The following is an 18,914-nucleotide window of genomic DNA, read 5'->3' as shown; positions in this document are numbered from 1 at the left end:
GCTCGGAATGGATCCGGGACGGCGGAGAGGGGCACCGGTGGACGGCGTGCGCAGCACGGACCACGGCGGCGGACACCGGGCCTACATCGGCTCGTTCACCTCGGGGGGCGGCCGCGGTGTCCTCACCGCGGCCGTGGATCCGGCCACCGGAGCGCTGACCCCGCTCTCGGCGGAAGGCTCCCTGCCGGACCCCTCGTACCTCGTGCTCGACCCGGCCGCCGGCGTGCTCTACGCGGTCAGCGAGACCGAGCGGGGTGCGGCGGGCGCCTTCCGCCCCACCGCCGCAGGGCTCGCGCCGCTCGGCGCCCCCGCCCCGGTCGGCGGCTCGGGCCCCACCCACCTCGCCCTGGCCGGGCGGCGGCTGCTGACCGCCAACTACACCTCCGGCAGCGTCAGCAGCCTGCCGCTCGCCGCCGACGGCAGCCCCACGGGACCCCCCGCCGTCCTGGAGTACGAGGGCTCCGGCCCCGACCCCGACCGCCAGGCGGGCCCGCACGCCCACCAGGTCCTGCCCGACCCCACCGGCCGCTGGGTCCTCGGCGTGGACCTCGGCACCGACGCGGTACGGGTCTGCGCGCCCGACCCGGCCACCGGCGGACTCCGCGTCCACGCGCAGGCCGCCCTGCGCCCCGGGAGCGGCCCGCGCCACCTCGCCTTCCACCCGGCCGGCGAGCTGGTCTACGTACTGCACGAGCTGGAGCCGCTGCTGACCGTCTGCCGCTGGAACGCGGACGCGGGGCGGCTCGGACCGTTCCGGGAGGTCCCCGTCGCCGCCGCGGGCGCCCAGGAGGGCGTACGGGCCTACCCTTCGGCGATCACCGCCTCGCCCGACGGCCGCTTCCTCTGGGCGGCGGTGCGCGGCACCGACACCCTGGTCACGTTCTCGCTCGCCGCCGGCCCCGAGAGCCCGAGGCCCGCGAGCGCCGTCGGCTGCGGGGGCCACTGGCCGCGCGACCTCACGGCGGACCCCTCGGGCCGCCGCCTCTACGCGGCCAACGAACGCTCCGGGGACGTCACCTGGTTCGACGTGGACCCCCGCACGGGCCACCCGGTCCGCACCGGCTCCCTGCCCGTCCCCGCGGCCTCCTGCGTGGTCTTCGGCTGACGCCCGCCCGGAGCCGGCGGCGGCGCTCCCGGCGGCGGACCGGGGCCCGAAAAGGGGAGAGGGCCCGCCCGGGAACCGTCCCGGGCGGGCCCTTCCCGTGCGTCCTACTGGGCCGGTGCGCCCAGCTGGAGGCCCAGGGCCGCGCTGTACTGGGCGACGGCCAGCTTGCCGAGCGCCGGGTAGGCGCCGAGCACCTCGGCGGTGGCGCAGTCGGCCTCCTTGCAGGCCGTGTCCAGCAGCCCCTCGGCCGCCTCCGGGCCGATCAGGTAGGGCGCCAGCGCCAGCTGGACCGCACCCGCGCCGCGCAGCTCGGCGGCGACGGCGGCCACCGAGCCCTCCTGGTCCAGGGCGGCGGCCATCACGGGCACCGCGAGGCGGGCGGCCAGCAGCATGCCGGTGATCCCGGCGGCCTGGACCGCCTCCTCGCCGCCGGTGGTGGCCAGGATGATGCCGTCGGCGGCGGTGGCCACGGTGAACAGCCGGGCCCGGTCGGCGCGGGCCAGGCCGGCCTCCGAGAGGCGCACGTGCAGACCCTCGGCCAGCAGCGGGTGGGGGCCGAGGACGTCGGCCAGCTCGGCGGCGGCCGAGGAGTCCATCAGCGCCTGGCGCACCCGGCGCAGCAGGTCGGCGTCCGGGCCGGCCAGCAGCGGCACGACCACGGCGTCCGGACCGGTCGGCGCGGGCACCTCGTGACCGGCGGCGCGGGCGAACTCCGCGCGCACGTTCCGCTCGTCGGCCACGGCGGTCAGCACACCGGACAGCGACGGGAACTCGCTCCCCTCGCCGTCCTCGCCCTCCAGGTAACCGATCCGGGCCTCCAGGCCGGGCAGCTCGGAGCGGCCGATGCTGATGATCTCCTCGGCGAGCCCCCGGGAGGCGGCCGAGGGGACACCGGGCACGGCGAGCACCAGCGCGGGCGCGCCCTCGGGCGCCACCGCGGGCTCGGGCCGGCGGTGCCGTCCGGTCTGGCGGGGTCGCGGCATTCGTACGGGCAGGCCGTTGGCGGGCCCAGTGGGGGAGCTCATGGCGCCGCATGCTACTGGCTTATCGGAACCAGGTGTTCGGGCAGGGCCCGTCCAGGTGGCATCTGTCCTCTTTTATCCGTTGAAGGTGATACACCGTTCCGCCGGATCAACTGACGGACGGCGAGCACCAGTCGACGGAACGTGCCGGTAACGGTCTGTCAGTGTGACCCAGTAGAGTGACGCAGCGTGGCACCACGACCCTTGAACGAACTTGTCGAGGCGGGCTGGGCGAAGGCCCTGGAACCCGTCGCGGACCGCATCGCCGGCATGGGGAACTTCCTCCGCACCGAGATAGCGGCCGGCCGGACCTACCTGCCGTCCGGGGCGAACGTCCTGCGCGCGTTCCAGCAGCCCTTCGACGACGTCCGCGTCCTGATCGTCGGACAGGACCCCTATCCGACGCCGGGGCACGCCATCGGCCTGAGCTTCGCGGTCGCCCCCGAGGTCAGCCCGGTGCCGGGCAGCCTGGAGAACATCTTCCGGGAGATGCACACCGACCTGGGGCTGCCCAGGCCCTCCAACGGTGACCTGACGCCGTGGACGAGGCAGGGCGTGCTGCTGCTCAACAGGGCCCTGACCACCGCGCCGCGCAAGCCCGGCTCGCACCGGGGCAAGGGCTGGGAGGAGGTCACCGAGCAGGCCATCCGGGCGCTGGCCGCCCGCGGCAAGCCGCTGGTGTCCATCCTCTGGGGCCGCGACGCCCGCAACTGCCGGCCGCTGCTCGGCAGCCTCCCGGCGATCGAATCGGCGCACCCCTCGCCCATGTCGGCGGACCGGGGCTTCTTCGGCTCCCGCCCCTTCAGCCGGGCCAACGACCTGCTCGTCGGCGCCGGCGCCCAGCCCGTCGAATGGCGCCTTCCGTAGCACCTCCCGGCGCCCCTTAGACTCCGTTCCAAGATCCACAAGATCGGAAGACGGACCACGGGGGACCCGATGACGGTGAGAGACATCCGCACGGCGGCGAAGATCATCGGCCGGCGCAACGCGCTGCGCTACCTGGCGGTGGGAGCGGGGTCCGCCCTGCTCGCGGCCTGCACCGGCAAGGAGAAGCCGGCCGCGCAGAGCCCGGCCCCGTCGTCCTCGCCGCCGGGAACTCCCTCGGCCCCGGCGTCGCCCTCAGCCCCGGCTCCGGTCTCCCCGTCCCCCTCCGTCTCCGCCTCCCCGGCCGCCACCGGGGTCGCGGGCCGGGCGTTCGCCGCGTTCGTCACGGGCACCTGGGCGATCCGCTCGACCCTCCCCGGCACGGACGGCGGCCGCAAGAGCGACGGCAGGGCCACCATCGGGGCGGACGGCACCTGGACCATCGTCTGGACCGGTGACACCAAGGCCACCTGGAACGGCCGCTGGAGCCACCAGGCCGGCCGCCTGGAGATCCAGGTCGTCGCCGGCCCCAAGGGGGACGGCGAGGGCACCGACGTGTCCTTCGCCCAGCCGGTCCCCGACGGGATGGACGGCCCCGGTTCGGCCATGCTGCCTTGGTACCCCCTGGGCGCCAACGACAGGACCGGACAGCTGGAGGCCGCCTACAACGGCAAGGAACTGCGCATCCGGCACCTGCCCCGCAACGGCACCATGTCGATCCACGTGTGCAGCCGCGTCTGACCCCGCGCCGGCCGGCCGGCTCGCCGCCGGTCAGCGGACGGCGGCCAGCACATGGCTCGGGCCGACCTGCCAGACGACCCCCACGTCCGCGAACCCCGCCTCGCGCAGCAGCGCGACATGGCCGGAGACGGTGAGGTCGTTGCCCTCGCACGGGGCCCGGCCGCCCTCGCCCCCGCGGTGGAGCAGCGGGGCCAGCTCCGGATCGCCGGCCGCGCCCGCCCACCAGGACTCCCAGTCCTCCTCGTGGCCGCAGGCCGCGTTGCGTTCGGCGTGGCGGCGCCCGACGTCCCGCGCGAGTTCGGACATCCGGACCGAGTCCGGGCTGATGTGGTCGCCGTTGACCAGGATCCCGCCGGGCCGCAGCAGCCCGGCGAGTTCCCCGTACACCTGACGCAGGGTCCGCTCGCCGAGGTAGTGCAGGGCGGTCGTCGACACCACCGCGTCCGCGGGGCGGTCCAGGCCCAGCCGGCCCACCCAGCCCGGCTCGCCGATCAGCGTGTTGACGTAGCGCAGGGAGCGGCCGTAATGGGCGCTGCCGAGTTCCAGCAGCAGCGGGTCCGCGTCGACCGCCAGCACCTCCGCGCCCGGCAGCCGGGCGGCCAGCCGGGCGGCCAGGCAGCCGGGCCCGCTGCCCAGGTCGAGCACCAGCGGCGCGGGCCGGCCGCCCGCCACGTGCTCGACCAGGTCGGCGATGACCGCGAACCTCTCCTCGCGGTCCACCGCGTACCGCTGCTGCTGGCGCTCCCAGCGCTCCACCCAGCGCGCCGCCGTCCCCGTACTCACGCCGCCCGTGCCCGCATCCGTGCCCGCACCCATGCCCGCGCCCATGCCGTTCGCACTGCCTCCGCCACCGAAGCCGATCCGCTCATGGAAATCATTGCAGACTGGCGAGGGTGGCGAGGAGCTCCTCCACCTCCCCGGGGGTGTTGTGCACGTGCAGGCTGACGCGCACGGAGCCCTCCTCCGCGCCCCGCCCCGCCTGGCAGTGGCCGTCGGTGCGCACCATGAACCCGCGGCTGAAGAGGATGAACCCGAGGTCGCGGGAGTCGATCCCCCGGTGCCGGAAGGTGACCAGGCTGCGGCGCCGCTGGACCCGGGACCCCGCCGCCAGACTGGTCCGGCAGCCGAGCACCTCGTAGGCGTCCATCCGGGCCAGCCCGTCGGTCAGCAGCGCCGTCAGGGCGACCGTCCAGCGCTCGATCCGCCCGAGACCGGCGGCGTCCAGCCAGTCCAGGGCAGCGGTCAGGCTCGCGATCCCGGCCGTGTTGGGGGTCCCGCTCCAGCCGCCGGGCCTCAGCCGCGGGCCGCGCAGTCCCCGGGCCCAGACCGCCCCCGTCCCCGGCAGGGCCATCGCCTTGTGCCCGGAGAACACCACGAAGTCCACGTCCAGACCGGCCACCGAGACCGGCAGGTGCCCGATGCTCTGCGCCGCGTCCAGACAGATCGGCACCTGCGGCCCGACCACCTGCCGGATCCGGTGCACGTTCATGTCGGCGCCGTAGACGTGGTGGACGTGGGTGACGGCCACGAAACGGGTCCGGGGCCCGGTGACCGCCGCCAGCGCCCGAGGGTCGTAGTCCCCGGAAGCCGCCTGGTACGGCAGCTCCCGGACCCGGACCCGCACCCCCTGGCGGGCCAGCAGGTCCCGGGCCTCCAGCCAGGGCGACAGGTTCGCCTGGTGGTCGGCGAACGGGACGACGATCTCGTCCCCGTCGACGAGCAGGGACGGCAGCCAGTCCCGGGCGACGACCCTCAGCCCCTCCGTGGTCCCGCTGGTGAAGTGGACCGAGGAACGCTGCGGATCCGGATCGCCCAGGAAGCGCTTGACCCGCTCCCGGGCGCCCTCCACCAGCGCCGTCGTGGTGTTGGCCCACGGGTAGGAGCCGCGTGCCGCGTTGGCGTTGGAGGTGGTCAGGTACCTCTGCACGGCGTCCAGGACGGGCTGGGGCTTCTGGGAGGTCGCGGCGCTGTCCAGGTAGACCAGGTCCGGTTGCCCCGCGAGGATCGGGAACTGGGCGCGCAGCGGCCGCTGCCAGTCGGCGAGGGCCGCCAGCTCGGCGGCGGGGGCGGCCACGTCAGTCACGCACCAGGGGAGCGCCGGCGTCCCGCCAGGCGATGATCCCGCCGGCCAGGCTGCGGACGTCGGGATGTCCCATCCGGGTCAGCAGGGCCGCGTACCGGGCCGACTTCTCACCCACCGGGCAGGCCAGCAGGACCGGCCGGCTCCGGCCGAACGGCAGCCCGCCCCGCAGGAGTTCCTCGAAGAGCCCGTCCACGATGTTCACCGACCCCTCGATGTGCAGCGCGGCGTACGCGAAGGGCCCGCGCAGGTCCACGACCAGCGGCTGGCGCTCCGCGATCCACTTGCGGGCCTCGTCCACCCCGATCACGGCGGCCGAGGCCACCTCCGCCTCGGTCAGCGTGGCCACCGAGTTCCGCACGGGAGGCAGCCCCATCAGGTCCGGGCGGCGCCGCCGTACATAGCCGACGTAGCTCTCCACCCGGTCGCAGACGATGAACACCGCCGTCCTGCGCTCCGTCAGCCCGGCGTCCACCTCCCGCAGATGGCGGACCGCGCCGAAGTACGCGGCCCCGCCGGTCGGCCCGGAGAGCAGCCCGCAGCGGCGCAGCAGCGTCAGCATCCCCTCGATGGCCTCGTCGGAGCCCACCGGCTCCAGGGTGTCGTACGTCGCCGGGTCGAAGATCCCGACCTCCTGCACCTCGTCGATGGTGCGGATGCCCGGGATGAAGTCCGACTTCTCCCCGACCAGGCCCACGACGCGCACCGCCGGATCGTGAGCGCGCAGCGCCCGCGCCACCCCGGTGGAGGAACCGGCCGTGCCCACGCAGGCCACGAACCAGTCGGGGGCCCGGCCGTCCAGATCGGCGATGATCTCCGGGCCGGTCCCGGAGGCGTGGGCCTCGGTGTTGAGGACGTTGAAGTACTGGTCGGTGTGCAGGTGCGCGCTGCCAGGGAGGTTCAGCTGCCGGTGGAAGAGGGTCAGCGGATCGTCCTCGTCGGTCGGGTCGAGGCATTCGCTGCGCCCGGGCAGCTCCTCGATCTCGGCGCCGAGCAGCAGGAGCAGGTCCTTGACCTCGGGGATCCGCATCCGGTTGGTGACGCTCTTGAACGCCAGCCCGTGCAGTCCGGCGATCAGGGCCAGGGCCTTGGCGGTGTTCCCGCTGGACAGTTCCACGACCGTCTCGCCGCGCTCCGCGGCGCCGGCGAGCTCGTCACGGGTCATGTTCCAGGCGGCCCGGTCCTTGAGCGAGCCGAAGGGGTTGAGCATCTCCAGCTTGGCGTAGAGGTCGATGTGGCGCAGGCCGTGTACGGCCGGGTCGATGCGGACCAGCGGTGTCCCGCCGATGGCTTCGGTGATGCTGTCGTACCTCATCCCTGCGCTTCCCCCGTACGTGTGAAAGGCCAGTACTGCTCGTCCAGGCACCACTGCCAGTCGCCGTCCGCCCCCTCCCGGTGGACGGCGACCTTGCGCGCGAGGGCCTGCCCCTGGGCGCGGGTCGCGCCGAAGTCCATGCAGTACCCGGCGGTGTTGGCGAAGGCGAGGAGGTCGCCGGGGTGCGGCTGCCGGGGCAGGAACACGGTCCGGCGGGTGATCAGGTCCGACTCCAGGCAGAGGTTGCCCATGAGGTGCACCGCGACCGGGACCGGACCGCCGGGCGGGGAGGGCGCGCGGGGCAGGAGCACCGGGTCCACGAGGACGCCGTGGTCCTCCAGGCTGACGTCGCCGGCGTTCATCGCCAGCCGGACCAGGCTCTCCCCGCCGCCGGAGGACCGCACCTCCAGGACCCTGCCCAGGGTGAGCCCGCACTGGTCGGCCAGGGCGCGGCCCGGTTCTGCGTAGAGCTCGTAAAGGCCCTCCAGGAGCAGGGTGCCCAGGGGGCGGCCCAGGCCCGGGGCCGGGAGGGAGAGGAGTTCGTCGAGGTAGCCGGGGCCCGCGGTGGTGCGATGGGCCGGGTAGAGGCCGAGGGCGCCGCGGAGGGTGCCGTTCTCGGCGCGCAGGCCGTAGCCGTGCCCGCCCCAGGTCAGGGGCGGACGGGCGCCCAGCACGGCGCGGGTCAGCTCGGTGGTGTAGCGCTCCCACTGGGCGGCGTGGGCCAGGTAGCCGACGCCGAAGCCGCCGCCGACGTCGATGGCCCGCGGCTGGAAGCGGCGGAGGCGCAACTCCTCCATGGCGTGCAGGCAGCCCTCCAGCGCCGCGGCCTTCTCCTCCACGCTGGTGGTGTCGAGGTGGTAGCCGACCCCGACGGGCTCCAGCTCGCCGCGGTGGCGGTCGAGGACGTCGAGCAGCCGGTGCAGGGACTTCACGGGGGTGCCGAAGCGGCTGCGGCGCGAGAGCCGCCGGGCCCCGGGCGCCTCGAACCCGGACAGCCGTACCAGCACGCGCAGGCGGGGCAGCCCGTGTGCCCGCACCAGGGCCGCCGCCCGCTCCAGCTCGTCCGCGCCGTCGGCGTTGACCAGGGTCCCGCTGCGGGCGGCGAGCCAGAGGAAGTCGGGGTCCTTGGGGCCGGTGGCCATGACCTCGGCTCCGGCGAACCCGGAGCCCAGGGCGTGCCGCAACTCCCCGAGGGAGGCGGCGTCGAGGGCCGCGCCGGTGGTGGTCAGCCGGCGGACGAGGGCGCTGGAGCGGTTAGCCTTGTGCGCGAAGAAGATCCGCCCGCTGAGCCGGTGGCGGGCGAACACCTCGTGAAAGCCCCGGACGTTGTCGGCGATCTGGTCGGGCAGGATCACGTTGAGGGGCGATCCGAGGGCGTCGACGAGGCCGTGCAGGAACGCCGGCGACTCCAGCAGGGCCGCCGTGCGCGGTGCGAGCCTCGGTTCCAGGTACAAGGGAGGGGACAAGGAGCCGCTGTGCGAAGGGCCGCCGTTCATGGGGTCGTTGCTCATCCCAGCTGTTCCTCTCCGCCGAGGAATGCGTACCGGTGTCGGCAAACGGTCATAAGACCGTAACCCCCGCTGGGCTTTTTTGTCAGAGGACGAGGGTCATCAGGATCTCGTCCCGGTCGTCGCCGGGCGCGACCCGCAGCGCGCCCGGCCAGCGGCCCACCTCCGCCCAGCCCAGCCCCCGGTAGAACCCCTCCAGCCCGAGGCCGCCCCGGACGGCGATCTCCAGGCGTTCCAGGCCCATTTCGGCGCGGGCGACCTCCGCGACCCGGTGCATCAGGGCGGTGGCGATCCCCTGCCCGCGCAGCCGGGGGAGGGTCTGGACGTGGTTGACGGTGCCCCGGTGGGCGATGAGCGGGTGGCGTTCGCGGCGGACGACCAGCCAGCCGGCGAGCGCTCCGCCGGAGACCGCGACGAGCATCCTGGCGAGAGCGGGGTCGAGGGCGCGGACGAGCCCGTCGACCACGGGGGCGACGTGGGAGCGGTCCACGGGAGGCAGCGGGAACCCGGCGGCGATGACGGCGCCGCCGGAGTTGACCACCTCCTCCCAGCAGCCGGCGAGCTCCTTGCGGAGCTCCGGGGTGACCTCCTCGGGCCGGGTCAACTGGCGCAGTTCCAGGGGCGTGTACGCGTGCATGCCCGTCAGCCTCCCAGATGCCCGGCCCCGGGGCGGGAGGTCAGGGCAGCACGGCGGCCCGGACGCAGAGCACGTCCGGGAGGTGTTCGGCCAGCAGCCGCCAGCTGTCGCCGTCGTCGTCGCTGGCGTACAGCTCGCCGTTGCGGTTGCCGAAGTAGATGCCGGCCGGGTCGGCGTCGTCCGTGCACAGGGCGTCCCGCAGCACCGTGCCGTAGTGGTCCCCGTCGGGCAGGCCCTTGACCAGGGGTTCCCAGGTGGCGCCGGCGTCGCGGGTGCGGAAGACGCGGCAGCGGTGTCCGGCCGGGACCCGGTCGGAGTCGGCGTTGAGCGGGAACAGGTAGGCCGTGTCCGCCCGGTGGGGGTGGGCGGCGACGGCGAAGCCGAAGTCGGAGGGCAGGCCGGAGCCGATGTCGGTCCACTCGGTGCCCGCGTCGTCGCTGCGGTAGACGCCCCAGTGGTTCTGGAGGTAGAGCCGGGCCGGGTCCCCGGCGTCCTGGGCGATCTTGTGGACGCACTGGCCGAACTCCGGGTGCGGATCGGGCAGGAAAACCGCCGAGACCCCGTGGTTGGCCGGGGTCCAGCTCGCGCCGCCGTCCCGGGTGCGGAACACGCCGGCCGTGGAGACCGCCACCGTCACCGCCGCCGGGTCCGCCGGGTAGGTGATCACCGTGTGCAGGCCCTCCCCGCCGCCGCCCGGGACCCACGCGGAGCGGGTCGGATGCTCCCACAGGGGCCGGACCAGCTCGAAGGACTCGCCCCGGTCGGACGAGCGGAACAGCGCGGCCGGTTCCGTGCCCGCGTAGACCACCCCGGGGGCCTCCGGGCCGGCCGGGTGCAGCTGCCAGATCCGCTCCAGGGAGGCGCCGGTGTCCTTGGGGAACTTCACGGCGGGCGCGGCCGGCTCCTGCCAGCTCGCCCCCAGGTCGTCGGAGCGGAACACCGACGGCCCCCAGTGCGCGCTGTCCCCGGCCGCCAGCAGCCGGGGGACCGGGCCCCGCGCGTCGATGGCCACCGCCGAGACGGCCTGGGCGTTGAACTGCGGCCCCTCCCAGCTCCAGGGGCCGGCGCCCCGGCGGCGGCCGATGAACAGCCCCTTGCGGGTCCCGGCGAGCAGCATCACGTCGGTCATGGCCGACACCTCCGGACGTCCTTGTCCTGTTGCGGGTGCTTTCCCGCCAGTCTGCACCCGCCCACCGACATTGCCCGGCGAGGCGGGGCCGGGACCCCTGAGACGGAGCCGGACACCCTTTGTACGTAAGGTCTCGTACTACGAGAGATTTCGTAGTACGGTGTTTCTCGTACTTAGCGCCGCACCGACCGGTGCGCGTCCGGTGACATCTGGAGAACCCCATGAGTGCCGCACCCGCTGCCTTCGCCGCCCTCTTCCAGCCCTACACCCTCCGCTCGGTGACCATCCCGAACCGGATCTGGATGGCGCCGATGTGCCAGTACAGCGCCGAGGCCTTCGGCCCGAACGCGGGCGTGGCCCTCGAATGGCACTTCGCCCACTACGCGGCCCGCGCCACCGGCGGCACCGGCCTGATCATCCAGGAGGCCACCGCCGTCTCCCCGGAGGGCCGGATCAGCCCCTACGACCTCGGCATCTGGAACGACACCCAGGTGGCGGCCCTCCGCCGGATCACCGCCTTCGTCAAGTCCCAGGGAGCGGTCCCCGGCATCCAGATCGGGCACGCCGGCCGCAAGGCCTCCACCGACCAGCCCTGGAACGGCGGCGGCCCGGTCGGCCCCGAGGCCCACGGCTGGCGGCCCAGCGCCCCCAGCGCCGTGGCGTTCGACGAGGGCCACCCCGTGCCGCACGCGCTCACCACCGAGGAGATCCACGAGATCACCGGCCTGTTCGCGGCCGCCGCCGGGCGCGCCCTCGCCGCGGGCTACGAGGTGCTGGAGATCCACGGCGCCCACGGCTACCTCATCGGCGAGTTCCTCTCCCCGCACAGCAACCGCCGCACCGACTCCTACGGCGGCTCCTTCGAGAACCGCACCCGCTTCGCCGTCGAGGTCGTCGACGCCGTCCGGGCGGTGTGGCCCGAGGAACTCCCGCTGTTCTTCCGCATCTCCGCCACCGACTGGCTGGAGGAGAACGGCTGGACCGCCGACGACACGGTCCGGCTGGCCGCCCTGCTGCGGGAGCACGGCGTGGACCTCCTCGACGTCTCCACCGGCGGCCTCGCCCCGCACGTGAAGATCCCGACGGGCCCCGGCTACCAGGTGCCCTTCGCCGCCCGCGTCAAGAACGAGACCGCCCTGCCCGTCGCGGCGGTCGGGCTGATCACCGAGCCGGAGCAGGCCGAGAAGATCCTGGCCAACGGCGAGGCCGACGCCGTCCTCCTCGGCCGGGAACTGCTGCGCGACCCCTACTGGGCCCGCCGCGCGGCCGCCGAGCTGGGAGCGGAGATCCCGGTGCCCGGCCAGTACCGGCGCTCCTGGTGACCCGTGTGCGGCGCGGGGCGCACCCGGGCCCCGCGCCGCACACGGGAGCCGGTCGTACGAAGGTTCTCGTACCATGGAACCCCGGCCCGAAGACCCGGCCGGAACCCCGAGGAGCGGAGCAGGACATGACGGAACGTGACGCGCCCCGTGCCCTCGCCCACCCGGGACCGGAGGAGATCCGCCTGGAGGGGGTGCTGCACGCCCTCTCCGACCCGCTCCGGTTCTCCATCGTGCGCGAGCTGGCCGACCGGGAGGTCGAGCTGGCCTGCTCGGACTTCGTCCTGCCGGTCACCAAGTCCACGACCACCCACCACTTCCGCGTCCTGCGCGAGAGCGGCGTCGTGCGCCAGACCTACCGCGGCACCGCCAAGATGAACGGCCTCCGCCGCGAGGAGCTCCAGTCCCTCTTCCCCGGCCTCCTCGACACCCTCCTGGCGGCCGCGGCCGCCCAGGAGTCGCGACTGGGGCAGCCGCGGGCCTAAGAGCCGCCGTCCCGTAGGCCCGCCGCGGCCTGCAGGCCCGCCCAGTCTGGGATCTTCACCGAGCGGCGGCCCAGGGAGCGGCCCAGCGCCTCCTCCGCCGCCTCGATGGCCAGCCAGCCGTGCCATTCCACCGGGCGCAGGCCCGCCGCCCGCAGGGCGTCCAGGGGGTCGCCGGGCAGCTCGCGGCGGGCCAGGGCGCCCGCGTCCTGGAGCAGGGAGGAGACCGTTTCCTTGGCGCAGGGGCGGTTGGTGCCGATCACCCCGGTCGGGCCGCGCTTGATCCAGCCCGCCACGTACTCGCCGACCGAGGCCCGGCCCGCGCGGACCACCCGGCCCGCCGCGTGCGGGACGGTGCCGGTGGCCGGGTCGAAGGGCAGGCCGGGGAGGGCGACGCCCCGGTAGCCCACCGAGCGCAGCACCAGCTGGGCCTCCACGTCCTCGTAGGCGCCCGTACCGCTCACCCCGCCCCTGCCGTCCGGCGCGGTCCGTTCGAAGCGCATCCCGCGGACCCGGCCGTCCGGGCCGCCCAGCACCTCCACCGGGCGCAGGTAGAAGCGCAGCGCGATGTCCCGCCCGGCCTCCCCGCCCGGCTGCGCCGCCGCGGCCCAGCCGCGCAGCGCCTCCAGGTTGCGCCGGGCCACCGCCGGCAGGGCCTGTGCCGCGGCCGGGTCGGCGTACGCCGGGTCCAGGGCCAGTTCGGCGGGGTCCGTGCGGACGTCCACCCCGGGCAGGGTGCCCAGTTCGCGGAGCTCCTTGGTGGTGAACTTGGCCTGCGAGGGGCCGCGCCGGGCCACCATCGCCACCGTCCGCACCCCGCTGTCGGCCAGCGCCCCCAGCGCCGGCTGGGGCATGTCGGTGGGCTCCAGCTCGGGTGCACCCCGGGCCAGGATCCGGGTCACGTCCACCGCGACGTTGCCCGCCCCCACGACCACCGCGGAGCGGACCCCGCCCAGGTCGAAGGAGCCGGCGTCCGGGTGCCCGCTGTACCAGGACACGAAGGCCGTCGCGGAGTGCACCCCGGCCAGCTCCTCGCCGGGGATCCCCAGCAGCCGGTCCCGCGCCGCGCCGACGCAGTACACCACCGCGTGGTACAGCTCGAGCATCCGGGCGGTGGTCAGCGGTGCGCCGCCGACCTCCACGTTGCCGAGGAAGCGGATCCGTTCGTCCTCCAGTACCGAGCGCAGGTTTCCGGTCAGCGACTTGATCTTCTCGTGGTCGGGGGCCACCCCGTACCGGACGAGGCCGTACGGGGCCGGCAGCCGGTCCAGCACGTCGACCCGGACGCCCGGGACCTCACGTTGCCCGACCAGTGTCTGGGCGGCGTAGACCCCGCTGGGGCCCGAGCCGACGACGGCGACACGAAGCACGGCGGAACTCCCTCCCGCAGGTGCTCCCCAGCATGCCACCGGCCCCCGCAGCCGTCAGCCCAACGCGCGCATCCGGTGTATCTCCGCGCTCTGGACGGCCACCACCTCGTTCGCCATCTCCTCGACGGCGCCGTTGTTCCCCTGGGCCAGGGCCTGGCCCGCCATCGTCAGCGCCCCCTCGTGGTGGGCGGTCATCAGCCTGAGGAAGAGCCGGTCGAAGTCGGCGCCGCGGGCGTCCGTCAGCTCCCGCAGCTGCTGTTCGGTGGCCATGCCCGGCATCGCGCCGTGGTCGTGTCCGCCGGGGTCGCCGGCCGGGGCCGGGTAGCGGGCCTGCCACCGCTCCATGGCCCCGATCTCGGGCCCCTGCGCGGCCGCGATCCGCTCGGCGAGCCGTTTGACCCCGTCCGCCGAGGCGCGTTCGGGGGCCAGCGCGCTCATGGTCAGGGCCTGCCGGTGGTGCTCGATCATGCGCCGGACGTAGGACCGGTCGGCGGCGTTGGGGCTGTCGTCGGGCCGCTGCTTCGCCGCCTGCTCGGGGGAGAGGGTCCGGGCGTCCTCGCCCGGTCTGCCCGGGGCGACCACCACGGGCGAGCCGTCGCCGGCGCCGCGCGGGGCGCCGTCACCCGCGGTGCAGCCGGCGAGGGGGAGGAGGAATGAGGCGGCCAGCGCCGCCCCCAGGAATCGGCCGAGTAACGCGTTTGCCATGTCCATGGAAAGGACGATACTGCCGGGGTCCAGGTTCCGCTTCCCCACCGGGAACGGAGCGCAGGGCCCCCACGGGAGGCACAGTGACCTTGCTGCACACCGTCAGAGTGCGCCACCGGAGTCTGGGGGCGGCCCTGGCGGCCGCCGGACTCCTCACTACGCTCCTCGCCGCCGCCGGACCGGCGGCCGCCAGCCCCGACCCCGGCGACGCGTCCCCGGGCGCCGGCTCCCGGCAGGGCGCGGACCTCGCGCCGGGCCGCGAACTCGCCCCCGGGGAGATCCCCGGCCAGGACGAGATCGTGCACAGCGCCAACGTCAAACCCCTGGCCAACATCCCCGACGCCAATCTCAAGGGCATCAACTCCGACCTGGCGTTCCAGGGCGACTACGCCTACGCCGGGAACTACGACGGCTTCACGATCTACGACATCGCCGACCCCGGCGCCCCGAAGACCGTCACCCAGGTGCTCTGCCCCGGCGGCCAGAACGACGTCTCGGTCTCCGGCGACCTGCTCTTCCTGTCCACCGACTCCTCGCGCAGCGACGACTCCTGCAACAGCGTCTCGCAGCCGGCCACGGAGAAGTCCTCCTGGGAGGGCATCAAGATCTTCGACATCAAGGACAAGAAGAACCCCAAGTACATCAAGTCCGTGGAGACGGCCTGCGGATCGCACACCCACACCCTGGTGCCGGGCGGCCGCGACATCTACCTCTACGTCTCCTCGTACTCGCCCAGCGAGGCCTTCCCGGACTGCCAGCCCCCGCACGACGGCATCTCCGTGGTCAAGGTCCCGAAGAAGGACCCGACCAAGGCCGCCGTGGTCGGCTTCCCGGTGCTCTTCCCCGACGGCGGCAACCCGGGTGCGCCCACCAACCCCGGGGTCTCCAAGACCACCGGCTGCCACGACATCACCGTGCTGCCGTCCGAGGACCTGGCCGCGGGCGCCTGCATGGGCGACGGCATCCTCTTCGACATCAGCGAGCCCGAGCACCCGAGGGTCATCGACCGGGTCCAGGACAACGTGAACTTCGCGTTCTGGCACTCGGCGACCTTCAACGAGAGCGCGGACAAGGTGGTGTTCACCGACGAGCTCGGCGGCGGCGGCGCCGCCACCTGCAACGAGGCCACCGGGCCCAACCGGGGCGCCGACGGGATCTACGACATCACCGGCCGCGGCGACCAGCGCAAACTGGTCTTCCGGGGCTACTTCAAGATCCCGCGCCACCAGGCCGACACCGAGAACTGCGTGGCCCACAACGGCTCGCTGGTCCCGGTCGGTGGCGGCCGCGACATCATGGTCCAGGCCTGGTACCAGGGCGGGGTCTCGGTCTGGGACTTCACCGACTCGGCCCGGCCCAAGGAGATCGGCTACTTCGAGCGCGGCCCGCTGACCACCGACCGGCTGGGCCTGGGCGGCTCCTGGTCGGCGTACTACTACAACGGGCACATCTACTCGAACGACATCGTCAAGGGCCTCGACGTGCTCCGGCTCGACGACCGGCGGACCGACAGCGCCAAGCGGGTGCGGATGGACCGGCTCAACGTCCAGAGCCAGCCCGAGTACCACTGACCGCAGTCGGGAGGCTCACGGAGGAATCGTTCCGCCGGGCGGTCCGCCGTCCGGCGGGAACCCCCGTTCCCACTCCAGTCCGTACCGCTGGAACAGCTCGGCCCGCAGCCGTGCCGCCGGCATCGGCGCCCCCGGCAGCAGGACCGCCACCACCGCCCCCATCAGCAGCGCGCGCAGCATCGGGTAGTCGGTGTCCACGTCCGCCGAGCCGTACCGGGTGACGGTCTCCCGGAGCAGCTGCGCGAGCCGCTGCTGCTCCGGGCACTGGATGAAGCCCTCCGCCTGGAGGATCCCCGCCATGTGCGTGCGCATCAGCCGGGGCTGGTCCCGGGCCAGTCCCAGGATCGCGTCGACCGCCCGGGCCAGCCGCTCCCGGCCGTCGTCCGTGCGCGGCTCCCGCTCCAGGGCCTCTTCCAGCGTCAGGTGCATCAGCCGGTGCACGGCCGACTGGAGCAGCTGCCGCTTGCCGGGGAAGTAGTACGACACCAGGCCGCGGGCGGCGCCCGCCCGGTCGGCGATGTCGCCGAGCGTGGTGGCCTCGTAGCCGCGCTCGGCAACCAGTTCGACCGTGGCCTGCAGCAGCCGCTCCCGGGAACGTCTGCGCAATTCTTCATTGACCGAGGCGCTGCGCGGGGACATGCTTACTCCTGCGTTGACTGGCTTCGAGCCAATATACTCAGCGCGAAGCCGTCGGCCCGAGGCGACGCGGGGGATCGCCTCGGGCGGGCGCGCGCGGCGGACCGGATCAGGCCAGCGCGCTGAGTCCCGGTACGAACGCCACCGCCAGCGGTACCGCGGGCAGCAGGGTGGCCAGCGCGGTGAGCCGCAGCCGCCGTCCCGCCGACAGCCGCGGGGTGGCCGACAGAAGACGCCTCACCCGCTCCGGCACGTGCGCCTGTGCGGAGGCGGGGCCGAAGACGCCCCGGTCCTCGTTCAGACCGACCAGCGCGAGGGCGATCGTCAGCCGGCCGTAGCGGCGCGAGGCCACGTCGTCGGCGGCCAGCTCCACCAGCCGGTCCATCTCCGCCTCGAACGCCGCGAACACCGGCACCTGCGGGAACCCCCGCGACAGCGCCCGCGAACAGTGCAGCAGCCAGTCGTGCCGGGCCGCCACGTGCCCCTGCTCGTGCGCCAGCACCGCGTCCAGCTGGCTTCCCTTGAGCCGCCCGAGCGCCGCCGTCGTCACCACCAGCCGCGGCGCCGGCCCCGGCTGCCACCAGGCCTCCGGACGCGGGCCCTCCAGCACCACCAGGCGCGCCGCCGCCGGGTCCTCGCCGGGCAGCAGCGGGGCGCGCAGCCGCAGTTCGGCCCCCCGGGCGCGCCGCCGGGCGCGCGCCCGCAGCACCTCCCGGGTCAGCATCGCCGCGGTCCACAGCCCCCCGCAGGCCAGGACCAGGGCGGTCCCGGCGGCCCAGGGCCCGCCCTCCGGGCCCAGCCCGTACGCGTCCACCACCCCGTGCGGGGCCGCGGCGAACAGGCGCCCCCGCACCTCCTGCCAGGCGGCGGCCGCGCTCAGCAGCATCGACAGCCCCAGGCACAGCAACGTCGCGCCCACCACGCACTGCCACACCCACAAGGCCACCACGGGTTCCCGCTCGGGCCACTGGGCGCGGGCCAGCAGCCGGGGCGCGAGGAACGCGGTCAGTGCGCCGAGCAGCAGAAGGGCGGCGGGGACCATCATGTCCGCCAGCCTATGAGCGCCGGGCTACCTACGGGTAGGGGCGGGAGCATTGGTGACGCAGGACACGTTCCGGCGCCCGCCGGGAGCCCGCCGGGCCCCCTCCGGCGGCCCGTCACATGGTCAGCAGCATCGCCAACATCCCCGTCCCCATGGCCAGTCGGCAGGCCCGGACGAGTTCCCCCGCCCCGCCGGCCCCCGCCGCGCCGGCCCCCGCCCCGCCGTCGCCCGCCGTCACGGACAGCACGCCGCCGGACGTCACCAGCCGGGCCCCGCCCAGCAGTACGTAGCCGGCGTAATACAGGAGCAGTACCCCGGTCACCACCGGCAGCCCGGCCCGGCCGTGCACGTGTCCGCCCCCGGCGGTCATCGAGAGCGCCATGTACGCCATCGCCAGCGTGCCGACCAGGTGGTGCGCGTGGTGCACCCCGCCCCGCAGCAGCCACAGTGCGTGCACCGCGGCCCCGCAGCAGACGGCCAGGAGGACCTGCGGACCCCACGGACCGGTGCCCGAGGGCACGGCCATCGCCGCCATCCCCAGGCCCATCACCGCCTCGCCGGCGGCCATGCCCCGCGCCCGCCGGTCCGCTCTGCGGGCCCGCAGCAGGCAGTACGCACCGCTCACGGCGCAGAGCAGGACCAGCAGCCAGGCGGAGGCGGCGGAGGCGGAGAGGGGCGTCGCGGATCCGTGCACGGCGGAACCTCCCGGTTCGTCGGCGTCACCGGAAGGGATGCCCTGCTCACACCCCCTTCACGCGGGACCGGGTTACGCTCTCTGCGACCCCGCGTCATGTCATATGCCGATGAGCTGCCGCCGCACCGAACGGAGCGCCCGATGTCCACCGCCCAGCCCGCCGCCCTGAGCTTCCGCAGCGCCGTGGAGGAGGACGTGCCGGCCCTGGTGGCCCTCGTCGAGTCCGCCTACCGCGGGGACGCCAGCCGGGCCGGCTGGACGACCGAGGCCGACTTCCTGGACGGGCAGCGCACCGACCCGAGCGGGGTCGGCGCGATCATCGCGGACCCGGACAGCACGCTCCTCGTCGTCGAGCGCGCCGGCGAGCTCGTCGCCTGCTGCCAGCTCGAACACCGGGGGGACCACGCCTACTTCGGCATGTTCGCCGTACGGCCCGGGCTCCAGGGAGCCGGCCTCGGCAAGGAGGTCATGGCCGAGGCCGAGCGCCGGGCCCGCGAGGACTGGAAGGTCGCGGAGATGCGGATGACCGTGGTGAGCGTACGGGAGGAGCTCATCGCCTACTACGTGCGCCGCGGCTACCGGCGCACCGGCGAGCTGAGCCCCTTCCCGTACGGCGACGAGCGCTTCGGCATCCCGCTCCGCGACGACCTGGCCTTCGAGCTGCTGGTCAAGGCGCTCTGACGGCCGCGCCCGC

The 18,914-nt window shown here is 74.5% G+C and carries 19 protein-coding genes; 7 read left to right on the top strand and 12 right to left on the bottom strand.

All coding sequences use genetic code 11. The features are described 5' to 3' along the window. Positions 1 to 7 precede the first annotated feature (7 nt). The gene (locus tag B4U46_RS05050) at positions 8 to 1,105 is read left to right on the top strand and encodes a lactonase family protein (RefSeq protein WP_079424433.1); all 1,098 of its coding nucleotides are present in this window, start codon (positions 8 to 10) and stop codon (positions 1,103 to 1,105) included. 104 nt (positions 1,106 to 1,209) lie between these two features. Here B4U46_RS05050 and B4U46_RS05045 read toward each other — a convergent pair whose 3' ends face one another. Next, positions 1,210 to 2,130, bottom strand: coding sequence for a sirohydrochlorin chelatase (locus tag B4U46_RS05045; protein ID WP_079424431.1), 921 nt, complete (start codon positions 2,128 to 2,130; stop codon positions 1,210 to 1,212). Positions 2,131 to 2,316: 186 nt separating this feature from the next. Here B4U46_RS05045 and B4U46_RS05040 point away from each other — a divergent pair, with 186 nt between their 5' ends. Continuing rightward, positions 2,317 to 2,994, top strand: coding sequence for a uracil-DNA glycosylase (locus B4U46_RS05040; RefSeq protein WP_079424429.1), 678 nt, complete (start codon positions 2,317 to 2,319; stop codon positions 2,992 to 2,994). Positions 2,995 to 3,063: 69 nt separating this feature from the next. Next, a complete protein-coding gene (locus B4U46_RS05035; RefSeq protein WP_079424427.1) occupies positions 3,064 to 3,732 on the top strand; it encodes a hypothetical protein in 669 nt (222 codons plus the stop codon). A gap of 30 nt (positions 3,733 to 3,762) precedes the next feature. On the opposite strand, the gene B4U46_RS05030 is transcribed toward B4U46_RS05035, so the two are convergent. The 6 genes from B4U46_RS05030 to B4U46_RS05005 all read right to left on the bottom strand — a co-directional run bounded on the left by B4U46_RS05030 (position 3,763) and on the right by B4U46_RS05005 (position 10,401). Further along, positions 3,763 to 4,548 (bottom strand): class I SAM-dependent methyltransferase, encoded by a 786-nt coding sequence (locus B4U46_RS05030; protein WP_079431574.1) that lies wholly within the window; start codon positions 4,546 to 4,548, stop codon positions 3,763 to 3,765. Positions 4,549 to 4,606: 58 nt separating this feature from the next. Next, positions 4,607 to 5,815, bottom strand: coding sequence for an aminotransferase class V-fold PLP-dependent enzyme (locus B4U46_RS05025; protein WP_237292643.1), 1,209 nt, complete (start codon positions 5,813 to 5,815; stop codon positions 4,607 to 4,609). Then, positions 5,808 to 7,127 (bottom strand): pyridoxal-phosphate dependent enzyme, encoded by a 1,320-nt coding sequence (locus B4U46_RS05020; RefSeq protein WP_079424424.1) that lies wholly within the window; start codon positions 7,125 to 7,127, stop codon positions 5,808 to 5,810. The genes B4U46_RS05025 and B4U46_RS05020 overlap by 8 nt, the downstream gene beginning before the upstream one ends. Further along, a complete protein-coding gene (locus B4U46_RS05015; protein ID WP_237292640.1) occupies positions 7,124 to 8,638 on the bottom strand; it encodes a Y4yA family PLP-dependent enzyme in 1,515 nt (504 codons plus the stop codon). Before B4U46_RS05015 ends, B4U46_RS05020 begins: the two co-directional genes overlap by 4 nt. Positions 8,639 to 8,720: 82 nt before the next feature. Beyond that, on the bottom strand, positions 8,721 to 9,272 hold the full coding sequence (locus B4U46_RS05010; RefSeq protein ID WP_079424422.1) for a GNAT family N-acetyltransferase: 552 nt from the start codon (positions 9,270 to 9,272) through the stop codon (positions 8,721 to 8,723). 40 nt (positions 9,273 to 9,312) lie between these two features. Then, positions 9,313 to 10,401, bottom strand: coding sequence for a WD40/YVTN/BNR-like repeat-containing protein (locus B4U46_RS05005; RefSeq protein WP_079431572.1), 1,089 nt, complete (start codon positions 10,399 to 10,401; stop codon positions 9,313 to 9,315). A 221-nt stretch (positions 10,402 to 10,622) separates the two neighbouring features. Between B4U46_RS05005 and B4U46_RS05000 the strand changes: the two genes are divergently transcribed. Both B4U46_RS05000 and B4U46_RS04995 read left to right on the top strand, forming a co-directional pair. After that, complete coding sequence (locus B4U46_RS05000) at positions 10,623 to 11,723, top strand: NADH:flavin oxidoreductase/NADH oxidase (RefSeq protein WP_079424420.1); 1,101 nt, start codon at positions 10,623 to 10,625, stop codon at positions 11,721 to 11,723. Between the two features lie 125 nt (positions 11,724 to 11,848). Continuing rightward, positions 11,849 to 12,205 (top strand): ArsR/SmtB family transcription factor, encoded by a 357-nt coding sequence (locus B4U46_RS04995; RefSeq protein WP_079424418.1) that lies wholly within the window; start codon positions 11,849 to 11,851, stop codon positions 12,203 to 12,205. On the opposite strand, the gene B4U46_RS04990 is transcribed toward B4U46_RS04995, so the two are convergent. Both B4U46_RS04990 and B4U46_RS04985 read right to left on the bottom strand, forming a co-directional pair. After that, positions 12,202 to 13,572 carry an FAD-dependent oxidoreductase gene (locus B4U46_RS04990; RefSeq protein ID WP_079424414.1) on the bottom strand — a complete coding sequence of 457 codons (1,371 nt, stop codon included), beginning with the start codon at positions 13,570 to 13,572 and terminating at the stop codon, positions 12,202 to 12,204. The genes B4U46_RS04995 and B4U46_RS04990 overlap by 4 nt on opposite strands. 54 nt (positions 13,573 to 13,626) lie before the next feature. Next, a complete protein-coding gene (locus B4U46_RS04985) occupies positions 13,627 to 14,283 on the bottom strand; it encodes a DUF305 domain-containing protein (RefSeq protein ID WP_079424413.1) in 657 nt (218 codons plus the stop codon). A gap of 77 nt (positions 14,284 to 14,360) precedes the next feature. Here B4U46_RS04985 and B4U46_RS04980 point away from each other — a divergent pair, with 77 nt between their 5' ends. Further along, positions 14,361 to 15,848: an LVIVD repeat-containing protein gene (locus B4U46_RS04980; protein ID WP_079424411.1), complete on the top strand. Its 1,488-nt coding sequence runs from the start codon at positions 14,361 to 14,363 to the stop codon at positions 15,846 to 15,848. Positions 15,849 to 15,863: 15 nt separating this feature from the next. On the opposite strand, the gene B4U46_RS04975 is transcribed toward B4U46_RS04980, so the two are convergent. From B4U46_RS04975 to B4U46_RS04965, 3 genes are all read right to left on the bottom strand, one after another. Beyond that, the gene (locus B4U46_RS04975) at positions 15,864 to 16,487 is read right to left on the bottom strand and encodes a TetR/AcrR family transcriptional regulator (RefSeq protein ID WP_079424409.1); all 624 of its coding nucleotides are present in this window, start codon (positions 16,485 to 16,487) and stop codon (positions 15,864 to 15,866) included. 106 nt (positions 16,488 to 16,593) lie between these two features. Beyond that, the gene (locus B4U46_RS04970) at positions 16,594 to 17,529 is read right to left on the bottom strand and encodes a M56 family metallopeptidase (protein ID WP_079424407.1); all 936 of its coding nucleotides are present in this window, start codon (positions 17,527 to 17,529) and stop codon (positions 16,594 to 16,596) included. A gap of 112 nt (positions 17,530 to 17,641) precedes the next feature. Next, entirely contained in the window at positions 17,642 to 18,220 is a 579-nt protein-coding gene (locus B4U46_RS04965) for a DUF5134 domain-containing protein (RefSeq protein WP_079424405.1), read from the bottom strand. 141 nt (positions 18,221 to 18,361) lie between these two features. On the opposite strand from B4U46_RS04965, the gene B4U46_RS04960 reads away from it, so the two are divergent. Then, the gene (locus B4U46_RS04960) at positions 18,362 to 18,901 is read left to right on the top strand and encodes a GNAT family N-acetyltransferase (RefSeq protein ID WP_079424403.1); all 540 of its coding nucleotides are present in this window, start codon (positions 18,362 to 18,364) and stop codon (positions 18,899 to 18,901) included. Positions 18,902 to 18,914: the final 13 nt, after the last annotated feature.

The sequence above is a fragment of the Streptomyces katrae genome (assembly GCF_002028425.1).
Lineage (GTDB): Bacteria > Actinomycetota > Actinomycetes > Streptomycetales > Streptomycetaceae > Streptomyces > Streptomyces katrae_A.
The sequence above is the reverse complement of the archived record's forward strand: the minus strand, read 5'-3'. Positions and strand labels throughout refer to the sequence as shown.

Excerpts from the sequence above, each read along its gene's own strand:
- B4U46_RS05005 (WP_079431572.1), bottom strand. The coding sequence starts at position 10,401 with ATGACCGACGTGATGCTGCTCGCCGGGACCCGCAAGGGGCTGTTCATC.
- B4U46_RS04960 (WP_079424403.1), top strand. The coding sequence starts at position 18,362 with ATGTCCACCGCCCAGCCCGCCGCCCTGAGCTTCCGCAGCGCCGTGGAG.
- B4U46_RS05020 (WP_079424424.1), bottom strand. The coding sequence starts at position 7,127 with ATGAGGTACGACAGCATCACCGAAGCCATCGGCGGGACACCGCTGGTC.
- B4U46_RS05015 (WP_237292640.1), bottom strand. The coding sequence starts at position 8,638 with ATGAGCAACGACCCCATGAACGGCGGCCCTTCGCACAGCGGCTCCTTG.
- B4U46_RS04970 (WP_079424407.1), bottom strand. The coding sequence starts at position 17,529 with ATGATGGTCCCCGCCGCCCTTCTGCTGCTCGGCGCACTGACCGCGTTC.
- B4U46_RS05010 (WP_079424422.1), bottom strand. The coding sequence starts at position 9,272 with ATGCACGCGTACACGCCCCTGGAACTGCGCCAGTTGACCCGGCCCGAG.
- B4U46_RS04975 (WP_079424409.1), bottom strand. The coding sequence starts at position 16,487 with ATGTCCCCGCGCAGCGCCTCGGTCAATGAAGAATTGCGCAGACGTTCC.
- B4U46_RS04985 (WP_079424413.1), bottom strand. The coding sequence starts at position 14,283 with ATGGACATGGCAAACGCGTTACTCGGCCGATTCCTGGGGGCGGCGCTG.
- B4U46_RS05050 (WP_079424433.1), top strand. The coding sequence starts at position 8 with ATGGATCCGGGACGGCGGAGAGGGGCACCGGTGGACGGCGTGCGCAGC.
- B4U46_RS04995 (WP_079424418.1), top strand. The coding sequence starts at position 11,849 with ATGACGGAACGTGACGCGCCCCGTGCCCTCGCCCACCCGGGACCGGAG.
- B4U46_RS05000 (WP_079424420.1), top strand. The coding sequence starts at position 10,623 with ATGAGTGCCGCACCCGCTGCCTTCGCCGCCCTCTTCCAGCCCTACACC.
- B4U46_RS05045 (WP_079424431.1), bottom strand. The coding sequence starts at position 2,130 with ATGAGCTCCCCCACTGGGCCCGCCAACGGCCTGCCCGTACGAATGCCG.
- B4U46_RS05030 (WP_079431574.1), bottom strand. The coding sequence starts at position 4,548 with ATGGGTGCGGGCACGGATGCGGGCACGGGCGGCGTGAGTACGGGGACG.
- B4U46_RS05035 (WP_079424427.1), top strand. The coding sequence starts at position 3,064 with ATGACGGTGAGAGACATCCGCACGGCGGCGAAGATCATCGGCCGGCGC.